The organism is Polynucleobacter necessarius (assembly GCF_900096765.1).
Classification (GTDB): domain Bacteria; phylum Pseudomonadota; class Gammaproteobacteria; order Burkholderiales; family Burkholderiaceae; genus Polynucleobacter; species Polynucleobacter necessarius_F.
Map to the genome: position 1 here is coordinate 1,792,496 of NZ_LT615228.1, position 25,382 is coordinate 1,817,877.

A 25,382-nucleotide genomic window follows, 5' to 3' on the forward strand; every position below is an offset into this window, starting at 1 on the left:
AGTAGTTTAGTGCCTATGGACTGAAAGCTTGTTACAAAGTGTAGCGATAAGGATTTGGTCTTTGCAAAATGGAGACTAGCCATTCCATCAGGGTGTCGGGTAGGTGAAGTGACATCGGAACTACCCAGATGCGGTCATCATTAATACCAGAGCATTTCACTGCATCTTTTTCAGTTATCAAAATACATTGCGCTTTAATGTCACCAAAAAACTCGGCCGTGTAGTTGGCGTGATCGGGTAGTGGCATCTGTTTAGCATTAACACCATGTTTGGCTAAATCATCAAAAAAGCGCGCAGGATTGCCCAGTCCTGCAATCGCGGTGATGTTCTTGGGTAAGTATTGTTGACCAATACTTTCTAGGGACAGCGTTTTAGCAGAATTGATTAGTTGATAAGGCGTGCCTAAATACGTTCCTAGGTTAAATGCTCTGCGGCCCAAAAAATATTCATCTAGGATCCCGCTTTTAGGCTTGGCTGATGCTGTGTTGATGCCAGTGATGAGTGTGGCATCTCGATCTCGATTCGCAGGCTCTCGCAATGGTCCGGCGGGCAGCAGGAAGCGATTACCTTCCCTGCGGCCATCGCGTACGACAAATTCAATATCACGTCCACCTTCACGTGCCGGCCAGCGAGTTAAGCCGCTGTGTTGCAGGCCATCATCACTGATGATGACATTCACTTGCGGTGACGCCTTGAGTAGAGCGCTAATGCTTTTTTGACGCTGTGGAAAAACCCAAATCGGAAATTGATCGTGAGTGCGCTTCGCAATGAGTACCGGTTCGTCTCCTGCAACGGATGGATCAGATTCACTTGTTACTAGTAGAGGAGAAGTTTGCTGGGAGGATCCATAACCTCTGCTAATAATTCCTGGTTTCCAACCAAGTTGGCTTAAGCGTTCAGCTAGCGCAATCACAATTGGAGTTTTTCCAGTACCACCAACACGGATATTTCCCACAATGATGATGGGCACAGGCGCAGGTTGAGCTCTGGCGAGATTCAAATCAGCAATCAGTTTGCGAGCACGTAAGAGTGCCCCATACAAGCAAGAGAGAGGCCACAGTAAAAGACTAGTAGGACCACGCCTTTCCCAAAACCGGGGCGCTTTCCGAAGGAGATTGGCAGACATAACTCAGATTCGCTAGATTACTTCTTTGTTTGACTGCTAAAGACTATATTCGATAGATTTGCATCACGCGCAGCTTCTAGCGCAGTCATGACTGATTGATGGGGTGCTTTGACATCAGCATCAATATTGACCTGCAAGTTGCTTGCCCCTGCAGAACTTGCTTTTGTGAGTGCATTGCTCAGTTGAGAAGAATCAGTGACTTTGCCGTTAATGGCGTAGCGCCCATCTCTACTCACGGCAATATGAATTTGCTTAATCTCCGCTTGCGAGTCGCTGCCATTAGCGCTTGGCAAAGTAATGGCGAGCTCTTGATATCGCGTAAAGGTGGTGGAAATCATTAAAAAGATTAACACCACTAGTAGTACATCGATAAATGGGATGAGATTAATTTCTGGTTCAGTAGAAACTGATGTGCTTCCTAGCGAAAAGGACTTTGTACTCTGGGCGCGGGAATCTAGCCAACTCATTTTTTAGATTCAGTTGAGTAGAGTTTTTTAAATATCTGACGTGCAAATTCTTCACACTCACGTTGTCGTTGATTGGCAATCGCTCGCAATCCTCGCCATGAAGCTAGTGCTGGTATGGCAATGAGCAAGCCAAATGCGGTGTTGTATAGGGCTACCGAGATGCCGTGTGCTAATTGTTGTGGGCTACCAGCACTGCCATTGATGGCGCCCTGGCTACCAAATATTTCGATCATGCCTACGACGGTGCCAAACAGGCCGAGGAGTGGGGCAACAGTAGCAATTGTTGCCAGCGCTCCTAGATAGCGATCAAATTTAAGCCAAGTGCTTTGGGCAACTGCTTGCAGCTCCTCTAGTGCTGAGTCTGCACTGTGGCCTTGGAGTTTTTCTTTGAGAATGCAGGCAAATAATGGGCTAGCAGGTGAGATTTGGGCCAACTGATTGATCTGGACGTCGGCCACGGATTGTTGGCTATCCATTTGATTGGTGAGGGTAAAAGCAGCCTCCAGGCTGCTTTTGGGAAAAATATGGACTTGGCGTAGATACCAACTTCGCTCAATCACAATGGCTAAGCCGATAATAGAAATGATGAGTAAGGGCCAAATAGGCCAGCCAGCGGATAGTAAGATGGAGTGCATAAGAGCAGTACTTTAGCCCATTTAAAGCTATGTTTTAGAAGTCTTTTCTGTTGCGAGCCTGTGGATAACTCTGTGCAAAACTTTTTTGCAGTGGATGCCTAAGTCCTTGATTGATAGTGAAATGCTTAAAAATGTGTTGCAGTACAGCAAGAAAAGCGCACAATAATTAGTATATAAATCAGTTACTTATAAAAAAATTACTGTTGGATTTATGAAACGTTTTGGGTCAGTAATTGCTTACTTATGTTTTTTAAAGCTAGAGCCAATGAGCTTCTGTGGATATTTATTGCCTTCTAACCCTGATTCCTTAGGGAATTTAAGATAAACATGTCGGAAATATCAAGGGAAATTCTCTCAGTTGGCGATCTAAACCGCGCCATTGCGACCTCTTTGGAGGATCGTTTCGATACTGTTTGGGTTAGCGGGGAGATTTCGAACTTCAAAGCCTATGACAGTGGGCATTGGTACTTCCCGTTGAAGGATGAGGAAGGTCAAGTTCGCTGTGTGATGTTCCGGGGTCGTAATGGTCAAGTAGGTTTCATGCCGCAATCGGGCGACTTGGTTGAGGTGAGTGCTAATGTGTCGATGTATGTCCCTAGAGGCGATATACAGCTCACCATTCAAACTTTGCGACGCGCCGGAATGGGCGGTCTCTATGAAGCCTTCTTAAAACTTAAAGCGAAGTTGGCTAAAGAAGGCTTGTTTGATGAAGATCGTAAGCGTGAGATCCCAACCCACCCTCGCACGATTGGCATCATCACTTCCCCGCAAGCCGCAGCCTTGAAAGATGTTTTGAGTACTCTGGCAAGGCGCGCACCACATATTCCGATTGTGATTTATCTCACTCTCGTTCAAGGACCAGAAGCGCCTACCGGAATCATTGCTGCACTAAAAGCTGCAAACAAAGAGCAAGCAGTCGACGTTATTTTGTTGGTACGTGGCGGTGGCAGTATTGAAGATTTGTGGGCATTTAATGATGAACAATTGGCTTACGCGATCTCTCAATCAGAAATTCCCGTGGTCAGCGGTGTTGGGTATGAAACCGATTTCACGATCGCAGATTTTGTAGCAGATCTTCGTGCTCCCACCCCTACTGGCGCTGCAGAGCTTGCTGCTCCGAGAAGGGATCAGATGCTGGCAGAGTTGGACGCCATCATGGCTGCACTCTTGCAAAGAATAAATCAACGGGTCGAGCGTGAAGCACAAACATTGGATCAATTGGCCTTACGCTTAAGTCATGCGCTACCAAATCCAGATCGGATGCGTGAACAAATTGAGGGTTGGCAGCAACGCTTAAATCAAGCATGGTCAGTACGTATGGAAAACTGGAAACGCAATCAAAGCCACTATCAAGCGCAATTGGAGATGCTCAATCCGCAAAGAACGCTAGAGCGTGGATATGCGGTGATTTTGAAAGAAGAGCGAGAAATTCTTCAAGCAGTTAGAAATCCAAAAGAACTTACTACTAATGCCAGATACCAGGTTCGACTTGCCGAAGGGCAGGCAACAATCGAGTTAACTAAATCAAGTAGCTAAGAGCGGCGACTCAATCAGGGTTTGGGTCGGTCTCGGAGCTAACTTAGGAGCTTTCAAAAAAGACCCCAGCAGGAATCTTAAATCGCCTAGCTAAAGCATTAATCTGCCTCACATTGAGCTCTCGTGCTCCCGATAGAATTTGGGAGATAACGCTTTGATTGCCGACCTCAGGTAAGTCAGACTGCCTGAGCTGATGTTGCTCCATCAAATAGGCTAGGACCGCTTGTGGTTTTGCATCAGGACTTGGGAAGTGCTCGTACTCATAAGTGCGAATCAATTCGCTCACAAGCTCAAAAAGATCCAAGAGTGGGTGTTTTTTTGAGGATGCAACAACTTCAGAAAGCATATCTGCAAGCTGAACCATTTTTTTGTATTGTCGTTCATTGCGAATGGGGCTTAGATCAACTGTCTTGGCTAGATTTTCCCAGGCTTTTTTTAGATCGTTTAAGTTCATTTTTTCCACCCATCTTTATCGTATTGCTTATGAGTTAACACGGCTTTGATGTAACAAAGCTGTCTTTCAAACTGCAAGAATGTAATCAGACGATATTTATTTCCACAAATATTAAAAACATACAAGTCACCAACTTTGTCGACTGCTCTAAAAACTTGTCGAATATCGGCAAAATTTGCGTAGGACCCAAACTTCATTAATTTTCTCCAGGCCTGGAGTGGCGCAGAGGCATCTTTGTGAGAGGCTGCAAACTCTAATAAGCGACGATTAGTAATGACTCTCATCAATAAATAATATTGCAAATTGCAATATTAAGCAATGCAAAAAAAAGCCCCAAGGGCTTATCAAAAATAGGGGCTTACCGAATTACAGAATATTGGGCTCTATCACTAAGCTGACACCAAACTCTTTGCGTACCGTATCTTGAATGCATTTAGCCAGTCCTAAAATGTCCCCAGCTGTGCCGCCACCATGATTGACCAGAACGAGTGCTTGGTTTTCATAGACACCAACAGCACCCATGCGTTGACCCTTAAAACCGCATTGATCAATGATCCAGCCTGCAGCTAGCTTGCGTTTGCCTGGTGCATCGGGGTAAGAGACAAGCGTCGGATGTTTCTGTAGCAAGGTCTCATATTGCTCATGAGGAACAATCGGATTTTGAAAAAAACTGCCAGCGTTACCAATGATCTTGGGGTCAGGCAATTTGTTTGTCCGAATTTTGCAGACCGCCACAAAAATCTTTTCTGCGCTTGGGTTTGAGTTTGCCGCAAACTGCTTGGCTAAATCAGCATAATGAACGCGAGCTTGCCATTGTTTTGGAATTTTAAAAACGACCCTTGTCACAATAAAGCGATGGGGATTTTGTTTGAAGTAGCTGTCGCGATAAGCAAATTGGCAGGCTTCTTTTGAAAGGGTGACAAAGGCTTGGGTCTTGGTATCAAACGCTTCGATGTGATCAATGTAGTCGGCAATTTCAACACCGTAAGCGCCGATGTTCTGTATCGGTGCTGCGCCAACCGTCCCAGGAATCAGTGCTAGATTTTCTAAGCCAGGAAGATTGTGTTCCAGCGTCCAAGAAACAAACTCGTGCCAATTCACGCCACCACCAACAGCAATCACTGTTGCGTGTTCATCGGAAGAGACAATTTCCTGTCCAGTGATATTCATGAGTAAGGTGGCGCCAGGTAAGACCTTGGGCAAAATGACATTACTGCCGCCGCCCAATACGCGCCAAGGCAGTTTTTGCTCAGTGATTACTTCCATGATGGCGCCAATCTGATCGGGCGAGGTAATTTCGTGGGCAAACTCAGCACTAGCATCTAGACCAAAGGTATTGCGATTGGCTAGACCAACATTGGGAGTCAATTTTGGGGTGGCAGACGCATTAGAGGCAAAGTTCATGACACAATCTTATTCGAATGCGCACCAAAAGCGCAGATAATTAGCTTAAAAGAGTCTGACCGCTGAGAATGCGAATAGCTCGCCCCAGTAACAACACAAGGAATACAAGGAGTCGCAATGCCAACATTTGACGTAGTTTGTGAACCAGACATGGTTGAGCTTAAGAACGCCATCGAACAATCGAATAAAGAAATTAGCAATCGCTTTGACTTCAAGGGCTCTGATAGCCGCGTAGAGCAAAAAGATGAAGCCTTGATTTTGTTTGGTGATGATGACTTCAAATTAGGTCAAGTGCGTGATGTGTTGATTAACAAAATGGCTAAGCGCAACGTGGATGTACGTTATCTCAAAGATGACAAAACTGAAACCATTGGCGGCGATAAGAAAAAGCAAACTATGAAGATTCAAAAAGGCATTACTTCTGAGTTAGCTAAAAAGGTTGTACGCGTAATTAAAGATAGCAAGCTTAAAGTGCAAGCCAGCATTCAAGGTGATGCGGTTCGTGTGACGGGCGCAAAGCGTGATGATCTTCAGGCGACGATGGCATTGCTAAAAAAAGAAATCACCGAAGCGCCATTGGGTTTTAATAACTTCCGTGACTAAAAAGCCTCGCGGGGCTCCTGCAAAGGCCGCCCCAAAGATAGCGCCAACTAGCCAAGAGGCGATTGAGCGCTTCTGTGATGCCTGCTGGCTAGAAGATGGCTTATCGCAAAACAGCTTGTCTGCTTATCGCCGAGATCTTGTGCTGTTAGCACAGTGGCTCTATGCGCAATCAGAAGCAGATCTCTACTCTGTTGCTGAAAAAGATCTCACCGCTTACATTGCGCATCGTCGTGCCGATAAAGCGACAACAGCGAATCGACGCTTAACTGTTTTTAAGCGATTCTATCGCCACGCATTACGCATCAATTTAGTCAAAAGTGATCCTTGTATTGGATTGCGAGCTGCTAAGCAAGCTTTACGCTTTCCAAAAACTTTAAGCGAGGATCAGGTCACCGCTTTACTGAATGCACCCGATATCGACACACCATTGGGCTTGCGTGATCGTACGATGTTAGAGCTGATGTATGCCAGCGGGTTGCGCGTTTCAGAAATCGTCGATCTCAAAACGATTGCTTTGGGTTTAAATGAAGGAGTCGTGCGAATCGTGAATGGCAAGGGGGGTAAAGAACGTCTTGTGCCCTTTGGTGGGGAAGCGGGGCAGTGGTTAAGGCGCTATTTAGCCCAAGCACGCACACCTTTGCTAGAAGGTAAAACCAGTGATGCCCTATTTGTGGGTCGCCATACTGGTACAGCTTTGACACGACAGGCTTTTTGGGCGCTGATTAAGCGTTACGCTACCATCGCTAATATCCCGGTTGCGCTATCGCCGCATACCTTGCGACATGCTTTTGCAACTCATTTACTTAATCATGGGGCGGATTTAAGAGTGGTACAGCTTCTCTTGGGTCATGCAGATATTTCTACAACACAGATTTACACCCACGTCGCTAGAGAGCGTCTCAAGTCAATTCATCAGCAACATCACCCCCGTGGCACTTAAGCCCACAAGTGATTTAATGAGAAAAAGCGATAAAAGTGTTTAAGATGACGATATGACTTTTACCCTAGATCTATTACTCATTCCGATTGCCTATCTCATTGGCTCGATTTCATTTGCCGTAGTGGTGAGTAAGTGTATGAATTTGCCTGACCCGCATTCGTATGGCTCTGGTAACCCAGGCGCCACCAATGTATTGCGTACAGGTAATAAATTGGCAGCTGTCTTAACGCTGATGGGTGATGCACTGAAAGGCTATCTGGCGGTGATGCTTGCTCGGGTGCTGCTTGGTGATCAGTCGCTCACTGCATCGCTCAATTCTTGGCTCTTGTGTGGTGTAGTGCTGGCTGTCTTCTTGGGGCATTTGTTCCCGGTCTTTCATGGATTTAAGGGTGGCAAAGGTGTTGCCACTGCCTGTGGTATTTTGTTTGGCGTGAATGCGATCCTGGGTGTAGCGACTTTGGGTACTTGGATCATCGTTGCCACTTTTATGCGTTATTCATCATTGGCAGCCCTGTCTGCAGCCATTTTTGGGCCGATCTATTTTGTATTCTTGTTTGGTTTTCAGCCGATGGGTATCGCCTTATTGATTGTGTGCTTGCTGCTCATTTGGCGGCACCGTAGCAATATTCGTAATTTACTCAATGGCACCGAGAGCCGCATTGGCTCGAAAAAGACGGCTAAGTAAATACGCACCTAGTGCTATAGATAAAGAAGGCGCAAAATAGACTTATGACCATTGCTTATGCTTGCGTTCTCTTTATGGGTTTATTTCCCTACGTTGCTGCTGGAATAGCCAAAAAAGGCTTTGAGCAATACGACAATGCTAACCCAAGACAATGGCTTGCCAAGCAAACTGGATTTAGAGCTAGAGCCAATGCAGCGCAAGCCAATCTCTTTGAATCTCTGCCGCTCTTTTTTGCAGCAGTGATTATTGCCCACATCGCAAATGCGCCGCAGTCAAGGATTGATGCGCTTGCGATTGGTTTTGTGATTGCCCGTATTGCGTATCTCATTTGCTATATCGCCAATTGGCCCACCACTAGATCGATTGTTTGGTTGCTGGGCTTAATTTGTGTAGTTACTATCTTTTGTCAGGTTTAATGTGAGAGATGCATCGAGCCAATATGCGCAATAACAACCCAAATAGCAACGCAAAAAACAACGCCAACAACTACCTCACTGACATCTCCTATGCCTATTAAAAAAACAATCGCTCCGGTTAGCACCAAGACTTCTAAAAAAGTGACTACTCAAGCTGTTCCTAGCAAGAAAATAGCTGCCAAAAAAGCGGTCGCCAAAAAGGCTAGCATCAAAAAAGACGAGGGCACTCCTTTATCGGTTGTGATTCGTCGTCGAATCCAAGCTCAAAAAGCACGCTTTCATGCCAGTGACAATATCGCTGCCTTTATCAAGCCAGGCGAGTTAGAAGGTTTAATTGATGAAGTCTCTGAAAAGATGCAAGCAGTTCTTGAGAGTTTGGTGATTGACACCCAAAATGATCACAACACTAGAAACACCAGTCGTTGTGTGGCCAAGATGTATGTGCAAGAAGTATTTAATGGGCGCTACATCGATCAACCGACCTTAACTAAGTTTCCCAATGTCAGTCGCTTAAATGAGCTCATGATTATTGGCCCGATTACTGTGCGAAGTGCATGTTCACATCACTTGTGTCCAATCATGGGTCGTATTTGGATCGGCGTGTTGCCAAGCAAAGACTCTGCATTGATTGGTTTATCAAAGTATTCCCGATTAACCGAGTGGGTTATGGGTCGTCCACAGATCCAGGAAGAGGCGGTGGTGGAGTTAGCAGATATGCTCGAGAGAAAGATCAAACCAATTGGGGTGGCCGTGGTGATGGATGCCGATCACTTTTGTATGCAGTGGCGCGGGGTAAAAGACCGCGACTCTAAGATGATTAATAGCGTGATGCGGGGAGCTTTTCTAAAGGACTCTAATCTACGCCGTGAGTTCCTAGCGCTTATCGACCGGAAATAGCCCGATGATTGGAAGCTGAACTCTCTCAGAGGGCGCTCAAAGTTTGGGCAATAACCTTTTCCCCCATTCGAAACATTTACTCTTTTTTTGAAAGTTTCAATCCCTATGTATCGCTTTGCACTTTATGGCATTACTGCTTCTTTGCTTGCTTTACTCTTTGCTTGTGGCAGTGCTGTTCCCGATCAAAATCAAGACCCTAGCAAAAATAATGCGACAAGTTTTCGAAAAGACCTAGCCGAGTGCAAAGAAGATTATCCTGAGCAAGGTTCAGGCGTTCATATTCGCCAATGGCAAGGTTGTATGAAGCTTAAGGGCTGGAAATAATTCCAAGAATCATCTGTATTGATTGCTGAGAATAATTCTCAACTATATTTGTATATAAATCATAAGCTTAGCGAATCACTAGCAAGCTCAAATCATCTCCACTATGATCAGCTTTGGTTTTGAAAACTCAAATCAATTGCTGTTTTACTTTTTGGAGAACCCATGAAAAATAGTCGTCGTCAATTTATGATTTTGTCTGCTGCTGGTGCCTGTACTTTGGCATTGAATGGTAAAGTTCAAGCGCAAGCAATGGTTGCTGATACTGATCCACAGGCTACAGCCTTGGGTTACAAATCTGACGCTACTAAAGTAGATAAGGCAAAGTACGCCAAGTACGCCGCTGGTCAACAATGCGATAACTGCGCTCTCTACCAAGGTAAACCTGGTTCTGCTGCCGGTGGTTGCCCATTATTTGCGGGTAAACAAGTTGCTGGCAAAGGCTGGTGCTCTGCTTACGCTAAGAAGGCTTAATTTAGCCATCCTTAATTTAGTTTATAAAAAGCCACCGAACAGGTGGCTTTTTATTGGGTATAGTTTTAGCCTAGGCTAAGTCAAAAACTTCATACCTTCCTAGCGATCGCGGCGTACTCAACACAAATCGGTTTTTCAAATAAAGCTAACATCAATGCCTTTAGGAATCCCATCGTTAAAAGATTTGGAATTTTTGCATAAGGGCACCGAATATCGTGCAATGAAGAATAACCTGATTTTAGTAAGCTATTCATAACTTTATAACCATAGTACGAAAGCGTAGCTTGCTGGGTAATTTTGAAACCATGCCTTTTTAGGATAGAGTCAATGCCCTTGAGTGTGTAGAGGACGCGGTGGCATGGTTTCCAGTAGTTAATATCCATCTCGTTCTCACCTGCATTCTCATTAATTTTTATAGGAATACGTATGGCTAGTATTCCATCTCTTTGCAATTGCTCATGCGTTGACTGCAAGAAAAGATCGGGGTGATCCAAGTGTTCGAATAATGCATTTGAATAAATCAGATTACAAGGGATGGAGGACTTACCAGCAGCTTCACATACAACTCTGCTAGCGTAATGTGGAAAATTGCTTTTGAAGTTATTAACTACAGTACTAGATAAATCAATGCCAAAGCAGTTTGCGCCCCTTGCCAACCTTCTGTTTAGTTCATCACCTTCACCAAAGCCAATTTCTACTGATGTTGAAGCCTCATCAATAGCTGACTCAATTTGTTTTAATAGCTTTTGATATGTTAAAAATTCTTTTCTGTTAGATGCTTGATCGATTCGATTGAAAAATGAAAACAACAATGATCTGATCGGTACATTTTTATTTGTGGTTATTGAAATAGTTTTTGTTGTCTTCTTCTGCATTTCTCTCGGAAATATAATTTGCTGATCCGCATTCCTCACAGATAGCATAAGCGTCTATGGGGGTTGATTTCAAAGATGTTTGACAGGCATGGCATCTTTGGTGACTGAGGCTTAAGTGATGTATTCAAAATATTACATTAAGATCGTGTGGGCTACAGATTTCAGTACTGGGCAGTGAATTATAGGTTAATGATTTTTCCCTGTGGCGCCTACCAAGGTGCAAACAAGTTCTTATTGCGGGAAATTTCCTTTCAGTTAAGATGCCACCTGTGAAACATACACTTGAGCGCTTTATAAAGCACTACTCCTTCTACCTCGGGGGCGATCAACCTGCGGTCAGCCGGGTGGAGCGACTGCGTTCTTGTGCAGGTGCATTCGTGGGGCTGGTCTTGGTGCTCACCGTAGCCAAATTATTAGGTGAGTTCAGCGGCATAGATGAGTGGCTTATGGCTTCTTTGGGAGCAAGTGCACTACTAGTCTTTGCCTTGCCCGGCAGCCCCATGGCTCAGCCTTGGGCTGTGATTGCCGGCAATACTTTGTCAGCGCTGATTGGGATTAGTATTGCGATTCTGATTAATCAGCCGTTATTGGCCATGCCAATCGCAGCAAGTTTATCGATTATGGGGATGTTTATTTTGCGATGTTTGCATCCGCTAGCCGCCGCGGTGGCCATGATTGCAATCTTGGGTCATGTGACCCATTATCGCTACGCACTCTTTCCAGTACTCATTGACTCTGTCTTGTTGGTCTTAGCTGGAGCAATTTATAGCAATCTGACTGGAAAAGTCTATCCAAACAGGCCTAAATAGAGTATTCAAAAAGGTTCTTAGCTTAAATATCTCTGAAATAGGCCTATTTTTCAATAAATATAGTTATTTGTAGTGATCTGTAGCTATCTATTGAAAGGATAGTTTATTTGATCTTGGTCGCTGCAATTGAGGCGATACAGTCTTTAATGCCGTAGTTATGATATTTACCGGCATTTTCCTTTTTGAGTGACTGGGCGCACTCTGAAACGGAATTACGGACATTGATTTTTGGGATGTTACCTAAAGACATATTGGCTCCTGTAATGTTGTTATGGTTTCAATCAAGCAGGTCTTGCTAGCGCTATCTTGCGCCTTATTACACCTGCATGATACATTTTATAAAAAATTTGGAGCCTATATAAAGCTATAAAATCTAGGGCTAATCACTTAAAAAAACCGTAAAATTGCACACTACATTCAAAAGGTTGGCTATTTGCTTATGACGCAAGTTTTGCCCGTAATTCTCTGTGGGGGGTCTGGAATCCGTCTTTGGCCTTTATCTCGCTCGGGGTTTCCAAAGCAATTTCTGGTACTTTCGGGAGATGGTTCTAATCAAAGCCTATTTCAACAGGCGATCAATCGCATTCATTCTGTTGGCAATGAAGATATTACGCTAGGCAAAACACTCATTGTTACTAATGAGGAGCATCGTTTTTTAGCGCTTGATCAATTGCGCGAACTCAAGAATGTTTCAGCTACTCTATTGCTTGAGCCCTCGGGTAGAAATACTGCCCCCGCACTCACCTTAGCTACACTGTATGCCCAAGAACTCGGCGGTAATTTAGAGGATCCCATTTTGGTAGTAACCTCAGCCGATCAAACGGTGACCGATCCTGCGGCATTTGCTAAAGCATTGGCTCAAAGTATTGCGATTGCAAAAGAAGGTGCGATTGCAATATTGGGTATTACACCGACTACACCAGAAACTGGCTATGGCTACATCAAAGTCCAAGGCGCTAATTCAGATGCAGGTTATGTCGTTGAACGCTTTGTCGAAAAACCCAATGAACCCACTGCAAAACAATACTTAGCGGAAGGTGGCTACTTTTGGAACGGCGGGATGTTTGTGCTTAAAGCCAGCGTCTGGCTCGCGGCCTTAAAAGAATATCGCCCAGATATTCTAGTGGCCACTGAAAAATCATGGCAGGCCAAGAGCGCCGATGCATCAGGGGATGCCGACTTTGTGCGCCCAGCAAAAGAACTATTTCATGCGATTCCGAGCGAGTCGATTGACTACGCCGTGATTGAAAAATGTCCTGGCTCAAAATTTCCGATCAAGATGGTGGAGCTCGATGCTGGTTGGAATGACTTAGGCGCCTGGGATGCCGTATGGCAAGTAGGCAAGCAAGATGAGCAAGGCAATGTCACCAGTGGCGATACCCTACTCACCAATACCAAAAATTCACTCGTGCATGCCAGCACTCGCTTGGTGAGCGCTGTCGGTGTTGAAAATCTCATCATTGTAGAAACGGCAGATGCAGTGCTAGTTGCTGATCGCAAGAATAGCCAAGATGTAAAAAATATTGTTGGCCAACTTGAATCCCAAAAGCGGGAAGAGAAAAACTTACATCGCAAAGTCTCGCGTCCTTGGGGTTGGTATGACAGCGTAGACGAGGGCGAGCGTTTTAAGGTCAAGCGTATTCAGGTCAAGCCAGGTGCTAGCCTCTCCTTACAAATGCATCATCACCGCGCAGAACATTGGATTGTGGTGAAGGGCACTGCGCAAATTACTAACGGTGATCAAGTATTGCTCTTAACCGAGAATCAAAGTACCTATATTCCGCAGGGGCAGACCCACCGCTTGGCAAATCCAGGCAAGACTCCGCTGGAGATTATTGAAGTGCAATCCGGTAGTTATTTGGGTGAAGACGATATCGTACGTTTTGAAGATACCTACGGGCGAAGTTAATCAATAGTTCTAATCATTCAAACAGTTCATTAAATTGAGTAAAAAAAGAAGAGTGTATTTATGAGTAAGCAAAAAGTAGCGTTAATCACCGGCATTACTGGCCAAGACGGCTCTTACCTTGCCGAGTTCTTGTTAGAAAAAGGCTACATTGTTCACGGTATCAAGCGTCGCGCCTCCTCATTTAACACCGAGCGTATTGATCATATTTATCAAGATCCACACATTAATCATCCAGATTTGATTCTTCACTATGGTGATTTAACCGATACCAGTAACTTAGTGCGCATTATTAAGCAATGTCAGCCAGATGAGATTTATAACTTGGGCGCGCAAAGTCACGTGGCAGTTTCTTTTGAGTCTCCTGAGTACACAGCAGATGTTGATGCGATTGGCCCACTGCGGATGTTAGAAGCTATTCGCATTCTGGGTCTAGAGAAGAAAACCCGTTTTTATCAGGCCTCCACCTCTGAGCTCTATGGTTTGGTACAAGAAATCCCTCAAAAAGAGACCACCCCGTTCTATCCTAGAAGCCCATACGCCGTAGCGAAAATGCACGCTTACTGGATTACTGTGAATTATCGTGAAGCTTATGGCATTTATGCTTGTAACGGTATTTTGTTTAATCATGAGTCTAAGCGCCGCGGTGAAACTTTCGTCACTCGTAAAGTAACCAGAGGTCTGGCCAATATTGCGCAAGGCCTAGAGAAATGCCTTTACATGGGAAACATTGATGCACTGCGCGACTGGGGTCATGCCAAAGACTATGTACGGATGCAGTGGCTCATGCTTCAGCAAGACAAGCCAGAAGACTTTGTGATTGCTACTGGCGTGCAGTTCACTGTGCGTGAATTTATTATCCGCAGTGCCAAACAGTTGGGTATCACTCTCAAATTTGAGGGTAAAGAAGAAAATGAAAAGGCGATTGTCGCTGCTATTGAAGGTGACAAAGCTCCTGCATTGAAGGTGGGCGATGTGATTGTCCAGATTGACCCACGCTACTATCGCCCAACTGAGGTAGAAACCCTTCTAGGTGATCCTAGCAAAGCCAAAGAGAAATTAGGCTGGGTTCCAGAAATCACACTCGATGAAATGATTGTGGAGATGGTGGCCAGTGATTTAGATAAGGCCAAGCAGCATGCATTACTGAGCAAGCATGGTTACTCAGTATCCGTTGGTAAAGAGAATTAAGAAAAAATAAATAAGAAAAATAAATAAGAAAAATAAGCGCGTGAGTAAAGACCTCAATCAAAAAATATATGTTGCTGGCCATCGGGGTATGGTGGGGTCAGCCATTGTGCGCAATCTAGAGACTCAGGGTTATCAAAATATTGTTTTTCGTACACATGCTCAGTTAGATTTAACTAATCAAGCTGCGGTAGCTGATTTTTTTGCATCAGAAAAACCAGATCAAGTGTATTTAGCTGCTGCTAAGGTTGGGGGTATTCATGCGAATAATACTTTTCCGGCAGAGTTTATTTATGACAACTTGATGGTGCAAAACAATGTCATCCATCAAGCTTTTTTAAATGGCGTTAAAAAATTACTGTTCTTGGGTTCAAGCTGTATTTATCCGAAGTTGGCGCCTCAACCCATGAGCGAAGATGCGCTTCTCACTGGGAAGCTAGAGCCCACCAATGAGCCCTATGCAGTTGCCAAGATTGCCGGTATTAAGATGTGTGAGAGCTATAACCGTCAATATGGCCAAAGCCATGGGGTAGATTACCGCTCAGTGATGCCGACTAATCTGTATGGGCCAGGCGATAACTATCACCCTGAAAACAGTCATGTCATACCAGCGCTCATTAGACGGTTCCATGAGGCAAAAGTGAGCAATGCTCCAGAAGTAGTGATCTGGGGAACGGGTACCCCCAAAAGAGAGTTCTTGTATGTTGACGATATGGCCGCTGCATCGGTGTTTGTGATGCAGTTAGACAAGCATACTTACGATAGTCAAACAGAGCCCATGCAAAGTCATATAAATGTAGGCTATGGCTCTGATGTGACCATTGCTGAGCTAGCAAATGCAGTTGCTAAAGCAACCGGTTATCAAGGCAAGATCGGTTTTGATTCAAGCAAACCCGATGGTACGCCACGTAAGTGGATGGACTCTGGAAGGCTCAATCGGCTGGGCTGGCAAGCTAAAGTAGATTTACCAATCGGCTTAAAACAAGCTTATGCCGATATGCTGGCCAAGTAAATGAATCTTGCCCACTCACAATCTCAGGGTTATCAGAGGGATGGGCTTGGCTTAGTATTACTTTTATTAAGCTCTGTTCTTCTGGGAATTTGGGCTGTTAAAAATACGATTGCCTTAAGAAATATTTTCTTGGTGATTGGTGCAATTATCGGAACCCTATACTCGGTAAGGCAATATAGAGAGCCATCTTTAAAAAATGCCCTCGCACTAAGAAGTACGGTACCTCTAGTAATGCTGGGCCTCATGTTTTTATGGGTGATTTTTCACTATCTGTTTTTAAGTCGCTACCCGCAAGAACAGCTACAGGAGTTAACCAGCACCTGGTTTAGAAGTTTGCTGGCTGTTCTCACTGCCATTGGGACTGCCTTTGCGATTAACAAAAACAAAAATTTAATTAATTGGCTCTGGGTTGGAATTTTGGCGAGCTTTTTTTATTTACTATGCCAATACGTTCCAAAAGCAATCGCCGAGCACAGTCTTTTGGCTATTGATTGGTACGGGTATATCTTTTATGGAAAGATTAATGGCGTTCTGGCTGGTAGTCTGATGATTTCTGGATTAACCGGCAGCCTATTATTTTATTTGGTTGGTAGTGATCGCCGGCGCCTGATCTACGCCAGTCTTCTCTGGGTAGGGGGCTTGCTACTGGCAATGTATTGCTATGTATTTGTATTTGATGCGCGTAATGGTATCGGTCTCACAGTCTTAATTTTAATGGCTGCGTCAGTATGGTTTTTTATCAAACTGTTAAGTGGGCGACATTCTTTTAAATCGCCCATATCAGTTAAAGGTTTGCTGGTCATTGCCTTAGCTGTAATTAGTTTGGTGGTCTGGTTTGGTAAAGCGCAATCAGATCGTAACCCTGGCTGGCGTACCACTATTGAGGATGTCAAAGTCGCCATTCAGATTGATCGGTATCCTAATTGGCGTGACCCAGAGTTATTGGGCTATCCAAAAACCATAGATGGTAGACAGGTGGTTTTAAATAACTATGAAAGGACAGCTTGGGCTACCGCTGGATTAACATTATTTGCGCCAGAAAATCCACTGGGTATTGGGGTGATGAGTCGATCTTTTCCAAGATTACTCAAGCAAAAATTTGGCAAAGATGTTGATTACATTCCTTCTACCCATAGTGCATGGGTAGATTTCACGTTAAGTTATGGCTTTCCTGGCCTCGTGCTTTTATTGATGCCTTTAATCATGATTGTGTGGGGTTCATTGATTAGTGAAGTGCAAGATAAACTTTCTGGATTTAGATTTGTGATGGGAAGTGCTCTCATTTGTATGTACACCGTTGGCGAGATCAGCGTGCAACATGGGGTGGAAATATTGATGTACTGGATCGCCTTTTTGGCTGTTTTGCATCTATTAGCCAAACCTTCCCATGGCCATTTAAGCCCCCTAGTTGCCAATAACTAAACGATTTAATCATATGAATATTCTTCTAACGGGTGGCGCAGGTTATATTGGAAGCCATACTGCGGTGGTATTGGCTAAGGCTGGTCACCATGTGGTGCTTTTGGATAATTTTTGTAATTCTGATAAAAGTGTTTTGACGCGCCTAGAAAAGATTCTCGGACACTCCTTGATTTGTATCGAGGCAGATGTGCGAGATAGAGCTCTATTGGTCAAAACTTTATCTGAAAACCAAATTGATGCAGTTATTCATTTTGCTGGTTTGAAGGCTGTTGGAGAGTCTGTGCAACTGCCTATTGAGTACTATGCAAACAACGTGCAGGGTACGATTAGTTTGCTTGAGGCAATGAAAGTTGCGCAAGTAAAGAAATTGGTATTTAGCTCAAGCGCTACAGTTTACGGTGACCCTCAATATTTACCGATTGACGAAAATCACCCAACGAGTGCCACGAATGCTTATGGAAGAAGCAAGCTACACATTGAAGAGATGCTCAAGGATGTTTCTGCCTCAGATTCAGATTGGCGCATTATTTGCCTGAGGTACTTCAACCCAATTGGTGCTCACGAGTCGGGTTTAATTGGAGAAGATCCAAATGGGCTTCCTAATAATTTATTACCCTATATTTCTCAGGTAGCAATTGGCAACTTATCTAAGTTACATATATATATGGTGCTGACTATCCCACGCATGATGGAACTGGCGTTAGGGATTACATACATGTGATGGACTTGGCTGAAGGTCATGTTGCTGCTTTATCTCATATCCATCAAAGCAAAGGTTGGGATGTCGTTAATTTGGGTACTGGCAAAGGCTTTAGTGTGTTTGAGGTTTTAGAGGAATACGAACGTGCCTCAGGAAAATCAATACCATATTCAATCGAAAATAGACGCCCAGGAGATATTGCAATTTGTTTTGCACGAGTAGATAAGGCAGAGAAAATTCTTGGATGGAAAGCAAGGCGCAATTTCCAAGATATGTGCCGCTCCGGATGGCTATGGCAGGAGTATAGAAAGACCTGGGATTAATTGAGAAACCGCAATTTTTTTCAGATTGCCGACTTCAGGGATCTATTAAAGAGTCAACTGGGTCGCAACATCCTTACTAATTATCTTTCCGTAGTTTGGATGGGTGGTTTATCGATTTTGCTCATTCCATTTTATTTAAGATTTCTGGGACCTCAGCAATGGGGTGTTGTAGCTATTTGTATGACATTACAAGCATTTTTTAATCTTCTAGATGCCGGCTTGTCGCAAATTATGCCAAGAGATGTTGCAAGAGTCGCACATCAACCTAATGTGCGACTAAAAATCTTTGTCATTTATCAAAGGGCTTATATAGGTTTGGCATTGGGGGGATTTGTTCTTGGACAATTCTCCCTTCCTTGGCTAATCGAAAACTGGTTTGGCAGTGGTAAATCTTTTGCACCCGAAGCTATTTGGGCATTCCACTTAGTATTGTTACAGTTTTTGTTTCAGTTTTCGAATAACTCTAATATCGGTTATTGGAATGGCATGCAAATGCAATCCACGGCAAACATAAGACAATGTAGTTTTGGTCTTATAAAGCACCTTGGTGCATTAAGTTGCGTCTATTTTTGGCGCGCTGATGCTATTGCTTATTTAATACCTTTTACAACTATTGCAATCATCGAATATCTATCAAATCTTTATAGTATTCGTTCCTCGCTAAGAGAAAGTAGGTTGGATCCAATTTTGTGGATGGATTATAAAAAGCTAGGACATGAAGCGGGTGTGTTGCTAGTAGGGGTGCTGGTTGGGATGCTTGCTTCACAAATGGATCGTATAGTGTTACCAAAGTATGTTGATGTTGCCTCTTTTGGTATTTACGTGATCGTTGCAAATTTAGGCCTGGCGGTTATGCAGCTGCAGCAACCATTAATAAGAGCTTTTTTGCCTCGAATCACGCAAGATTTAGAGGAAAATAAAAAAATTCATTCAGATGGCTTGCTTTGGGAATAGTATTTTTTTGCGTGTTACCTAGTTTAGTTTTAGCTTTTGCAGCTTCGTGGATACTTCAAGTTTGGCTGGGTAATCCCGAAGTTGTTACCAAGGGATCAATTCCGCTCAGTATATTTTTCTGTGCGGTTGCATTAAATTCTGTCTATCAGATTTTATATCAGCGTATGTTGGTGCATGTGCATGGGGAGGGAAGAATTACTATCAAAATTAATGTTTTGATTCTAGTCACTCTACTGCCGTTATTAGTTTTAAGCATTCCGATCTTAGGCATTATTTCAGGGGCACTATACTGGCTGGCAATGACATCATTGCAATTGATTTTAGGATTCCTGTGGTTCCGAAATAATTCCAGCCATTTCTAAATTGACAAAGAAAAAATCATGTTTTTCATAACAAAATTTCCTCTATTAAGCCCGATGACTTAGTGTTAGAGGTCGGCCCTGGATCGAATCCGCATCCGAGAGCAAATGTTTTTCTGGAATATCAATTTAATGAGCAATCTGAGGCTATTCGCCAAAGGGGGGACGTAAAGATGACCCTTAATTATTCTGGGCGCCCCGTTACTTATTATCAAGGTGAGAATTTTCCATTTGTGGATGGTGAATTTGATTATGTGATTGCCTCGCATGTTATTGAACATGTGCCGAATCCTGCATTTTTTATGTCAGAAATTTATAGGGTGGGGAAAGGGCGCGGTTATGTAGAGTTTCCATTGCCACCATATGACTATTTATTCAATTTTGATGTTCATACCCAGCTAATGTGGCTTGATGATGAAAAAGTGATTAAGTTTTTAAGAAAGGATAAATTGCCCTTGAGGCAGTTTGATGCAATCACATCTCAATTACGTAAGGCTCTAGAAATGGGTTGGGATGAGGTAGTGTCACAAAATTTAGAATATTTTTTTGCAGGCATAGAATTTAATGAGCCCGTTCCAGTTGTAGAGCAAAATGATTTATCGGAATATAGCTCTATCTGGACAAAAAATGGTAATACCTTTCCAAGAAAGATAGGTCGCAAGATAACTCATTTGCTTGAGAAATTGGGCAATTCTTAATGCCTCCAAAATAAAGGATTTTCTGTGATCATTACAAAAATTAATGGTGGTCTTGGAAATCAGTTTTTTCAATACGCTGCAGGAAGAGCTTTAGCGCATCATCACAAGACTGAGCTGGTCTTAGATTTAAGTGATTTGCACAAGATACCGCTTGGAAATACTCGACGTATATTCGAGCTTGATAAATACCCAATAGTTGCAAGAGTAGCAAGTGCGCAGGAAGAGTTGCAATTTCGTTTCTATCACGGACGTGTGCTTCGAAGGCTACCATTTTTACCGCGTCCATGGTTTTATAAACGTGAGTTACATTTCCAATACGACCCTCAGTTTTTTGATGTGCCTAATAACGTATATTTGGATGGGTATTGGCAAAGTTATTTATATTTTGACAAAATCGGCGATCTAATCCGTACTGAATTAAAGCCTTTAATACGTCCAGGAGAAATTAATCAAGAGTTAATGGATGCTATGCGCAGTCAAAATTCTGTCGCATTACATATTCGCCGCGGAGATTATCTAACTAATCCTAAAGCTGCAGTGCATCATGGTGTATGTTCTTTAGACTATTACCAAAAGGCGATAGAGAGAATCCTTTTGCAAGTGTCAAATCCTCATTTCTACATATTTTCGGATGATATAGACTGGGCTGGAGCCAATTTGACTATAAGTGCACCAGTGCATTTGGTTGGTCATAATGTTGGCGATCAATCTTTTCAAGACTTACGCCTAATCTCTAACTGTAAACATCAGATTATTGCCAACAGTAGTTTCAGTTGGTGGGGTGCATGGCTTAACCCAAATCCACAAAAAATTGTGATCGGGCCAAAGAACTGGTTTCTAGTCAAAAAAGATACGCGTACTTTATTTCCGCCTGCGTGGCTCATCATATGAATTCTGCTTCCCCTTTTATATCGGTCATCATTCCAGTTTTTAATCGATCTTGGCAGTTGAGGCGGGCTTTAGAATCTTTGCGAGATCAGACTTTTAGGGATTTCGAAGTTATTGTTTGCGATGATGGATCTTCTGAGGATATTGCCTCAGTTGTAAAAGATTTTGAGGGCAACTTGAATATTCAAGTGATCCATATGTCCAATTGGGGTGGTCCAGCTAGACCTAGAAATAAAGGGCTTGAATTATCTCGGGGGCAGTGGATCTCTTTTCTGGATTCGGATGATTGGTGGGATCTTAATCGGTTATCAATCATGTCAGATTATATTTAGGAGATGACGTCGATGTTCTGTATCACTCATTGAGGGTAAAAAAAGAGTCTAACTCATCTAAATCCAGGGAAAAACGGTCAAAGATAGGAGACTTTTTATCCACAGATCCTTTTGTCCAAATGATGCTATGTGGAAATCCTCTGCCTACGTCGGCGACTATTGTTCGTAGAGAGTTGCTGATTAAAAATCAAGGTATGTCAGAAGATAGGGCGCTTATCGCTGTTGAAGATTTTGATTGTTGGTTAAGGTTGGCAAAAGCTAACGCACGATTTAGATATGTTGATAAGTGTTTGGGAAATTATTGGATAGGCGCTGATGCAATAAGTAACGTATCTCTAAAAAATATTGAAGCACAGCACTTACTTTATAGCCGTCATCACGCAGATATGCATCCTGAATTTAAGGATAGTGCATTAGCACGACATAACTATCTATTAGGAACGCTTTATTTAAGATTGAATAATCCCACTGCAGCCCTAAAATATTTATTAAATGCCAGTCCACTCCCAAATCTGAAATTTTTGACAAAGAAATGGGCTTACACAGCATTTTCATTGCTTCTCATTATTCGTAATGCTATGAATTAGATTGCTTAAGAGAGTCATTTATGCGCATTACCTTAATTTCGCGAGCTTGGCCCCCCAGTGAACGCTCCGGTGTCTCACTGGCAGCTATGAGCCATGCCAAATTGCTGTTACAGCAAGGTCATGATGTATCCATTATTGGGGCAGAAAACAATCTTCAAGCCATTCCCCTGCCTTTGAGTGGTCGAACCTGTGTACCTGCGAAAGGATCTGGAAGTTTATACTCCCCAGCTCGCATTAACCAGGGCCGGTTAAAACAAGCTATCGCGAGCAATAAACCTGAGCTGGTGATTGTTGAGGCTTGGCAAACAGCACTTACAGATAGTGCGATTGATGTGGCTTATCAATTGGGAATTCCTGTATTGATGATTAGTCATGGAATCTCAATGCACCCCTACAAAGTCAGCATTCCTCAGTACTTAAGATCACTAGCATGGTTACCTTATCGTTATTTGCGGTTGCCAGGCCTAGTAAAAAAATTAAATGCTATAACTACTTTGGATGAATCTTCAAAGTCTAATCGTTTCTTTGATCGTGAGCTTGCAAAGAAATGCCTTATTCCAGTGGTTGTTCTGAAAAATTATTCAGCCCATCAAATGGGGGAGTATGTTCCGCGATCTAAACGTCAGATGCAAATCTTGGTTGTAGGATATTTTTTTCCGGTTAAAAATCAGTTGGCAGCTATTAATCTAATGGCTAGATTACCGTTCGAAATATCTTGTTGTTTCATTGGCGATCGTCAGGGTCGGTATTTTGAAGAGTGTCGTACAAGAGTGATAGATTTAAAATTGAATGAAAGGATCTCTTTTTTGCAGGATGATGAATGCAATCTGGCTCAGAAAATTGCGCATTCCATTTTGATTTTCTCCCCTTCGATTACTGAGGTTTTACCAATCACTTTAATTGAGGCTATGGAATGTGGGACCCCATTTGTAGGAACTTCTGTGGGTGCAGTTAAAGGATTTTTGGGTGGAATAATTGCAGATGATCAAGAGTCTCAACTAGAGGCGATCCAAACTTTGGCTTTCAACCCGGATATTTGGCAACAATTCTCAGATGCCGGAAGAAAGCAGGTCAGTGCTGAGTTTACTGAAGAGCGTATTGCAAACCAACTAAAAAAGGCTATTCATGTTGCTGTAGCCAAAGGCAGTGCATGAGCACCAATATTAATTTTCCAGGCGGATTTTGTGTATTGATGGCTTTGTACGGTAAAGATAATCCTGCTTTATTTAAGCGGGCAATCCAAAGTGTGTTTGAAAATACATTATTGCCTAATCAGTGTATTGTGGTTTTGGATGGGCCTCTGCCTACTATGCTTGAGGAGTTGGTGAAGAATATAAAAGCCAGTTACCCAGCAATTGAATTAGTTAGACTGCCAAAAAATATTGGTTTAGCAAATGCACTTAATATTGGCTTACAGGCTGTCAGGTTCCCTTGGGTAGTACGTGCTGATTCTGATGACGTTAATTTAAATGAACGTTTCGAAGTTTTAGCTACAGCTCTACAAGAGCATCCTGAATTGAAATTATTAGGAAGTGCGATATTGGAAGTGGATGAGGATGGTAAGCCATTGACCATTAGAGAGGTTCCGGCGTCTGAGGAAGAGATTCGTATTTTTGCCAAAACACGTAACCCTTTCAACCATATGGCTGTCGCTTATCGATTAGATGCTGTCCTTGAGTGTGGTGGATATCCAAATATTTTTCTGAAAGAGGACTATGGCCTATGGTGTAGATTTTTAGCTATGGGTATGCCTGTAGCCAATATTAAAAAAGTTCTAGTACATGCCTCTGCTGGAGTGGGAATGTTTAGACGTTGAGGCGGATGGAAATATGCAAAATCTGAATTCCAAATGCAAAAATTACTCGTGCATTCTGGATTAAAAGGAGGAATTCGAGCATTATTTGATGGATTAGTACGAGCCTCTTTTTTTTTAATTCCGGCGAGTTGGAGGGGTTATTTATATGTGCGGTTTTTGCGGAACACCCCCAAATAATTAGAAAATTGTAGTGACCACTTTATTTTTTTTAACCAGCGCGATGTTTTAAATTGCACGATGCTACGATAGATATAAATATAAGTCAGGCAAAATAGCGCAGTTAATAATTCTAAAATCCACGTATTATTCCACCAGACTGCTGCTGGAAAAACAGCCAAGCTTGACAGCAACCACAAGAATGGAGAGGTTCTTGTATTGCTAGAAAAAAACTATTTGCTTGTTTTGGATTAATCCAGCGCGCAATGCGACCGTAGACCAACATGTGTAGATGTGTCCCATCTGGCATTCCAGGACTCATATTCTTAATAAATTTTTTACGCCAAATAGAAAAAAGTGTCTCAAAAATTGGATAGATGTTAATGAGACATGCAAACCATGGGGACACTGTTTGATTTCGCATGATTAACAGAATGGAGAGTACCCCGATCCAAAAGCCAATAAAATATGCGCCACCATCACCTAAAAATATCAGGCCACGAGGGAAGTTCCAGATAAAGAACCCGATAATGCTGCCGATAGTAGCAACCACTATAAATACAATGGTGAAGTCATTGTTACGAAAACCAACGTAACCAATTGCCACCAAAGTTATGATACCCACCATGCAAGCAAGACCATTAAAGCCATCAATGATGTTATAAGAATTTGTGAGGCCGGCAATCATTAAGCAGGAGAGAGTAGCTGCAATAATTGGTATTGCGAGAATGGGATCAATCCAGGAAATGGAAATAGAAGAAACAGAAGTGTGTAAGAAAAAATAAGCCAATACAGCGGAGCTAAAGCAGGCTACTAGACGAACCAACGGGCTCACCTTTTTGGTCAAGTCTTCAATGATTCCGGATAAAAAAGCGGGTAAGCTACAAGCTAGTATTTGTAATAACAATATCCCACTGGACCAGTCCGATATGAGGCGCATCGTGCCTCCAAATAAAAGCGCCAGGAAAATAGCTAAGCCGCCTATTCGTGGGACAGCAACAGTGTGAAATTTCTGCGGGCTATCAAAATCGGTATCGGCAGAAATATGCTCATGAATAAAATGATAACGAATTATGAGGATTGTTAAAAAACAAGACAATAAAAATGCAGCAAAAGCAGCGGCCATGCCAAATCCTAGTTATATGTATATTTATTTAAAATATAGAGCAAAAAGTAAGCTGGTACGGGCATTGCTTGCTTAGTGCCTCAAAGGCGTATTATCTATCCAATTAAATTGGATTCAAAGATATGTTTTTTCCGGCTTCAAATAAGCAAGAATGGCTTTCCAAAAAAATGTCTTTTACTGGCGTTTTTCTGCTTTTTTTCATTTAACAATATTGTTTTAACCAAGTACCATTTTCTATTGGGACAGGCCTCTTTTTACTTTGTGGCTTTAGCG

At 42.9% G+C, this 25,382-nt stretch carries 30 protein-coding genes and 1 pseudogene; 22 read left to right on the top strand and 9 right to left on the bottom strand.

The features are described from left to right. Window positions 1-31: 31 nt before the first annotated feature. The 3 genes from lpxK to DXE33_RS09390 are packed head-to-tail and all read right to left on the bottom strand — an operon-like array spanning window position 32 to window position 2,228. On the bottom strand, window positions 32-1,126 hold the full coding sequence (gene lpxK / locus DXE33_RS09380; protein ID WP_114639629.1) for a tetraacyldisaccharide 4'-kinase: 1,095 nt from the start codon (window positions 1,124-1,126) through the stop codon (window positions 32-34). A 17-nt stretch (window positions 1,127-1,143) separates the two neighbouring features. Beyond that, entirely contained in the window at window positions 1,144-1,593 is a 450-nt protein-coding gene (locus tag DXE33_RS09385) for an ExbD/TolR family protein (protein WP_114639630.1), read from the bottom strand. Further along, entirely contained in the window at window positions 1,590-2,228 is a 639-nt protein-coding gene (locus DXE33_RS09390) for a MotA/TolQ/ExbB proton channel family protein (RefSeq protein WP_114639631.1), read from the bottom strand. The genes DXE33_RS09385 and DXE33_RS09390 overlap by 4 nt, the downstream gene beginning before the upstream one ends. A gap of 327 nt (window positions 2,229-2,555) precedes the next feature. Here DXE33_RS09390 and xseA point away from each other — a divergent pair, with 327 nt between their 5' ends. Further along, entirely contained in the window at window positions 2,556-3,764 is a 1,209-nt protein-coding gene (xseA, locus tag DXE33_RS09395) for an exodeoxyribonuclease VII large subunit (protein ID WP_114639632.1), read from the top strand. Window positions 3,765-3,807: 43 nt separating this feature from the next. On the opposite strand, the gene DXE33_RS09400 is transcribed toward xseA, so the two are convergent. The 3 genes from DXE33_RS09400 to murB form a co-directional block, all read right to left on the bottom strand. Continuing rightward, entirely contained in the window at window positions 3,808-4,218 is a 411-nt protein-coding gene (locus tag DXE33_RS09400) for a helix-turn-helix domain-containing protein (protein ID WP_114639633.1), read from the bottom strand. Then, window positions 4,215-4,502, bottom strand: a complete 288-nt coding sequence (locus DXE33_RS09405) for a type II toxin-antitoxin system HigB family toxin (RefSeq protein WP_114639796.1) — start codon at window positions 4,500-4,502, stop codon at window positions 4,215-4,217. Before DXE33_RS09405 ends, DXE33_RS09400 begins: the two co-directional genes overlap by 4 nt. A gap of 82 nt (window positions 4,503-4,584) precedes the next feature. Then, window positions 4,585-5,622 carry a UDP-N-acetylmuramate dehydrogenase gene (gene murB, locus DXE33_RS09410; RefSeq protein ID WP_114639634.1) on the bottom strand — a complete coding sequence of 346 codons (1,038 nt, stop codon included), beginning with the start codon at window positions 5,620-5,622 and terminating at the stop codon, window positions 4,585-4,587. Between the two features lie 117 nt (window positions 5,623-5,739). Here murB and DXE33_RS09415 point away from each other — a divergent pair, with 117 nt between their 5' ends. From DXE33_RS09415 to DXE33_RS09445, 7 genes are all read left to right on the top strand, one after another. After that, entirely contained in the window at window positions 5,740-6,225 is a 486-nt protein-coding gene (locus tag DXE33_RS09415) for a YajQ family cyclic di-GMP-binding protein (RefSeq protein WP_114639635.1), read from the top strand. Beyond that, the gene (gene xerD, locus DXE33_RS09420; RefSeq protein WP_408634206.1) at window positions 6,209-7,165 is read left to right on the top strand and encodes a site-specific tyrosine recombinase XerD; all 957 of its coding nucleotides are present in this window, start codon (window positions 6,209-6,211) and stop codon (window positions 7,163-7,165) included. The genes DXE33_RS09415 and xerD overlap by 17 nt, the downstream gene beginning before the upstream one ends. Before the next feature lie 52 nt (window positions 7,166-7,217). Next, window positions 7,218-7,850 carry a glycerol-3-phosphate 1-O-acyltransferase PlsY gene (plsY, locus tag DXE33_RS09425; RefSeq protein ID WP_114639637.1) on the top strand — a complete coding sequence of 211 codons (633 nt, stop codon included), beginning with the start codon at window positions 7,218-7,220 and terminating at the stop codon, window positions 7,848-7,850. A gap of 44 nt (window positions 7,851-7,894) precedes the next feature. Further along, entirely contained in the window at window positions 7,895-8,266 is a 372-nt protein-coding gene (locus DXE33_RS09430) for an MAPEG family protein (protein ID WP_114639638.1), read from the top strand. A gap of 90 nt (window positions 8,267-8,356) precedes the next feature. Next, on the top strand, window positions 8,357-9,163 hold the full coding sequence (gene folE, locus DXE33_RS09435) for a GTP cyclohydrolase I (RefSeq protein ID WP_114639639.1): 807 nt from the start codon (window positions 8,357-8,359) through the stop codon (window positions 9,161-9,163). An 87-nt stretch (window positions 9,164-9,250) separates the two neighbouring features. Beyond that, complete coding sequence (locus DXE33_RS09440) at window positions 9,251-9,487, top strand: hypothetical protein (RefSeq protein WP_231970466.1); 237 nt, start codon at window positions 9,251-9,253, stop codon at window positions 9,485-9,487. 162 nt (window positions 9,488-9,649) lie between these two features. After that, a complete protein-coding gene (locus DXE33_RS09445; RefSeq protein WP_114639641.1) occupies window positions 9,650-9,958 on the top strand; it encodes a high-potential iron-sulfur protein in 309 nt (102 codons plus the stop codon). A gap of 89 nt (window positions 9,959-10,047) precedes the next feature. Here the strand turns inward: DXE33_RS09445 and DXE33_RS09450 are convergent, their stop codons facing one another. Beyond that, complete coding sequence (locus DXE33_RS09450) at window positions 10,048-10,833, bottom strand: methyltransferase domain-containing protein (RefSeq protein WP_162785439.1); 786 nt, start codon at window positions 10,831-10,833, stop codon at window positions 10,048-10,050. 269 nt (window positions 10,834-11,102) lie between these two features. Between DXE33_RS09450 and DXE33_RS09455 the strand changes: the two genes are divergently transcribed. Continuing rightward, complete coding sequence (locus DXE33_RS09455) at window positions 11,103-11,642, top strand: HPP family protein (RefSeq protein ID WP_114639797.1); 540 nt, start codon at window positions 11,103-11,105, stop codon at window positions 11,640-11,642. A gap of 103 nt (window positions 11,643-11,745) precedes the next feature. Here the strand turns inward: DXE33_RS09455 and DXE33_RS09645 are convergent, their stop codons facing one another. Continuing rightward, window positions 11,746-11,892, bottom strand: coding sequence for a hypothetical protein (locus tag DXE33_RS09645; RefSeq protein WP_162785440.1), 147 nt, complete (start codon window positions 11,890-11,892; stop codon window positions 11,746-11,748). A gap of 189 nt (window positions 11,893-12,081) precedes the next feature. Here DXE33_RS09645 and DXE33_RS09460 point away from each other — a divergent pair, with 189 nt between their 5' ends. The 13 genes and pseudogenes from DXE33_RS09460 (at window position 12,082) to DXE33_RS09520 (ending at window position 23,827) form a co-directional block, all read left to right on the top strand. Beyond that, window positions 12,082-13,551, top strand: a complete 1,470-nt coding sequence (locus DXE33_RS09460; RefSeq protein WP_114639643.1) for a mannose-1-phosphate guanylyltransferase/mannose-6-phosphate isomerase — start codon at window positions 12,082-12,084, stop codon at window positions 13,549-13,551. A 60-nt stretch (window positions 13,552-13,611) separates the two neighbouring features. Beyond that, on the top strand, window positions 13,612-14,739 hold the full coding sequence (gene gmd / locus DXE33_RS09465; protein ID WP_114639644.1) for a GDP-mannose 4,6-dehydratase: 1,128 nt from the start codon (window positions 13,612-13,614) through the stop codon (window positions 14,737-14,739). Window positions 14,740-14,779: 40 nt separating this feature from the next. Further along, window positions 14,780-15,748: a GDP-L-fucose synthase gene (fcl, locus tag DXE33_RS09470; RefSeq protein WP_114639645.1), complete on the top strand. Its 969-nt coding sequence runs from the start codon at window positions 14,780-14,782 to the stop codon at window positions 15,746-15,748. Beyond that, complete coding sequence (locus DXE33_RS09475) at window positions 15,749-17,170, top strand: O-antigen ligase family protein (RefSeq protein ID WP_114639646.1); 1,422 nt, start codon at window positions 15,749-15,751, stop codon at window positions 17,168-17,170. 13 nt (window positions 17,171-17,183) lie between these two features. Next, a pseudogene (galE, locus tag DXE33_RS09480) lies at window positions 17,184-18,193 on the top strand (UDP-glucose 4-epimerase GalE). Then, window positions 18,194-19,147, top strand: coding sequence for a lipopolysaccharide biosynthesis protein (locus DXE33_RS09485; protein WP_114639647.1), 954 nt, complete (start codon window positions 18,194-18,196; stop codon window positions 19,145-19,147). A gap of 11 nt (window positions 19,148-19,158) precedes the next feature. After that, on the top strand, window positions 19,159-19,509 hold the full coding sequence (locus tag DXE33_RS10295; protein WP_231970467.1) for a hypothetical protein: 351 nt from the start codon (window positions 19,159-19,161) through the stop codon (window positions 19,507-19,509). A gap of 62 nt (window positions 19,510-19,571) precedes the next feature. Then, window positions 19,572-20,204, top strand: a complete 633-nt coding sequence (locus tag DXE33_RS09495; protein WP_162785442.1) for a class I SAM-dependent methyltransferase — start codon at window positions 19,572-19,574, stop codon at window positions 20,202-20,204. 24 nt (window positions 20,205-20,228) lie between these two features. Next, on the top strand, window positions 20,229-21,095 hold the full coding sequence (locus tag DXE33_RS09500; protein ID WP_114639650.1) for an alpha-1,2-fucosyltransferase: 867 nt from the start codon (window positions 20,229-20,231) through the stop codon (window positions 21,093-21,095). Further along, window positions 21,092-21,424, top strand: coding sequence for a glycosyltransferase family 2 protein (locus DXE33_RS09505; RefSeq protein WP_114639651.1), 333 nt, complete (start codon window positions 21,092-21,094; stop codon window positions 21,422-21,424). Before DXE33_RS09500 ends, DXE33_RS09505 begins: the two co-directional genes overlap by 4 nt. A 194-nt stretch (window positions 21,425-21,618) precedes the next feature. Next, window positions 21,619-22,011, top strand: coding sequence for a hypothetical protein (locus tag DXE33_RS09510; protein ID WP_231970468.1), 393 nt, complete (start codon window positions 21,619-21,621; stop codon window positions 22,009-22,011). A gap of 20 nt (window positions 22,012-22,031) precedes the next feature. Then, window positions 22,032-23,165, top strand: coding sequence for a glycosyltransferase family 4 protein (locus DXE33_RS09515; protein ID WP_114639653.1), 1,134 nt, complete (start codon window positions 22,032-22,034; stop codon window positions 23,163-23,165). After that, window positions 23,162-23,827, top strand: a complete 666-nt coding sequence (locus DXE33_RS09520; protein WP_114639654.1) for a glycosyltransferase — start codon at window positions 23,162-23,164, stop codon at window positions 23,825-23,827. Before DXE33_RS09515 ends, DXE33_RS09520 begins: the two co-directional genes overlap by 4 nt. A 289-nt stretch (window positions 23,828-24,116) precedes the next feature. Here the strand turns inward: DXE33_RS09520 and DXE33_RS09525 are convergent, their stop codons facing one another. Then, window positions 24,117-25,109, bottom strand: coding sequence for an MraY family glycosyltransferase (locus DXE33_RS09525; protein WP_331851810.1), 993 nt, complete (start codon window positions 25,107-25,109; stop codon window positions 24,117-24,119). Window positions 25,110-25,382: the final 273 nt, after the last annotated feature.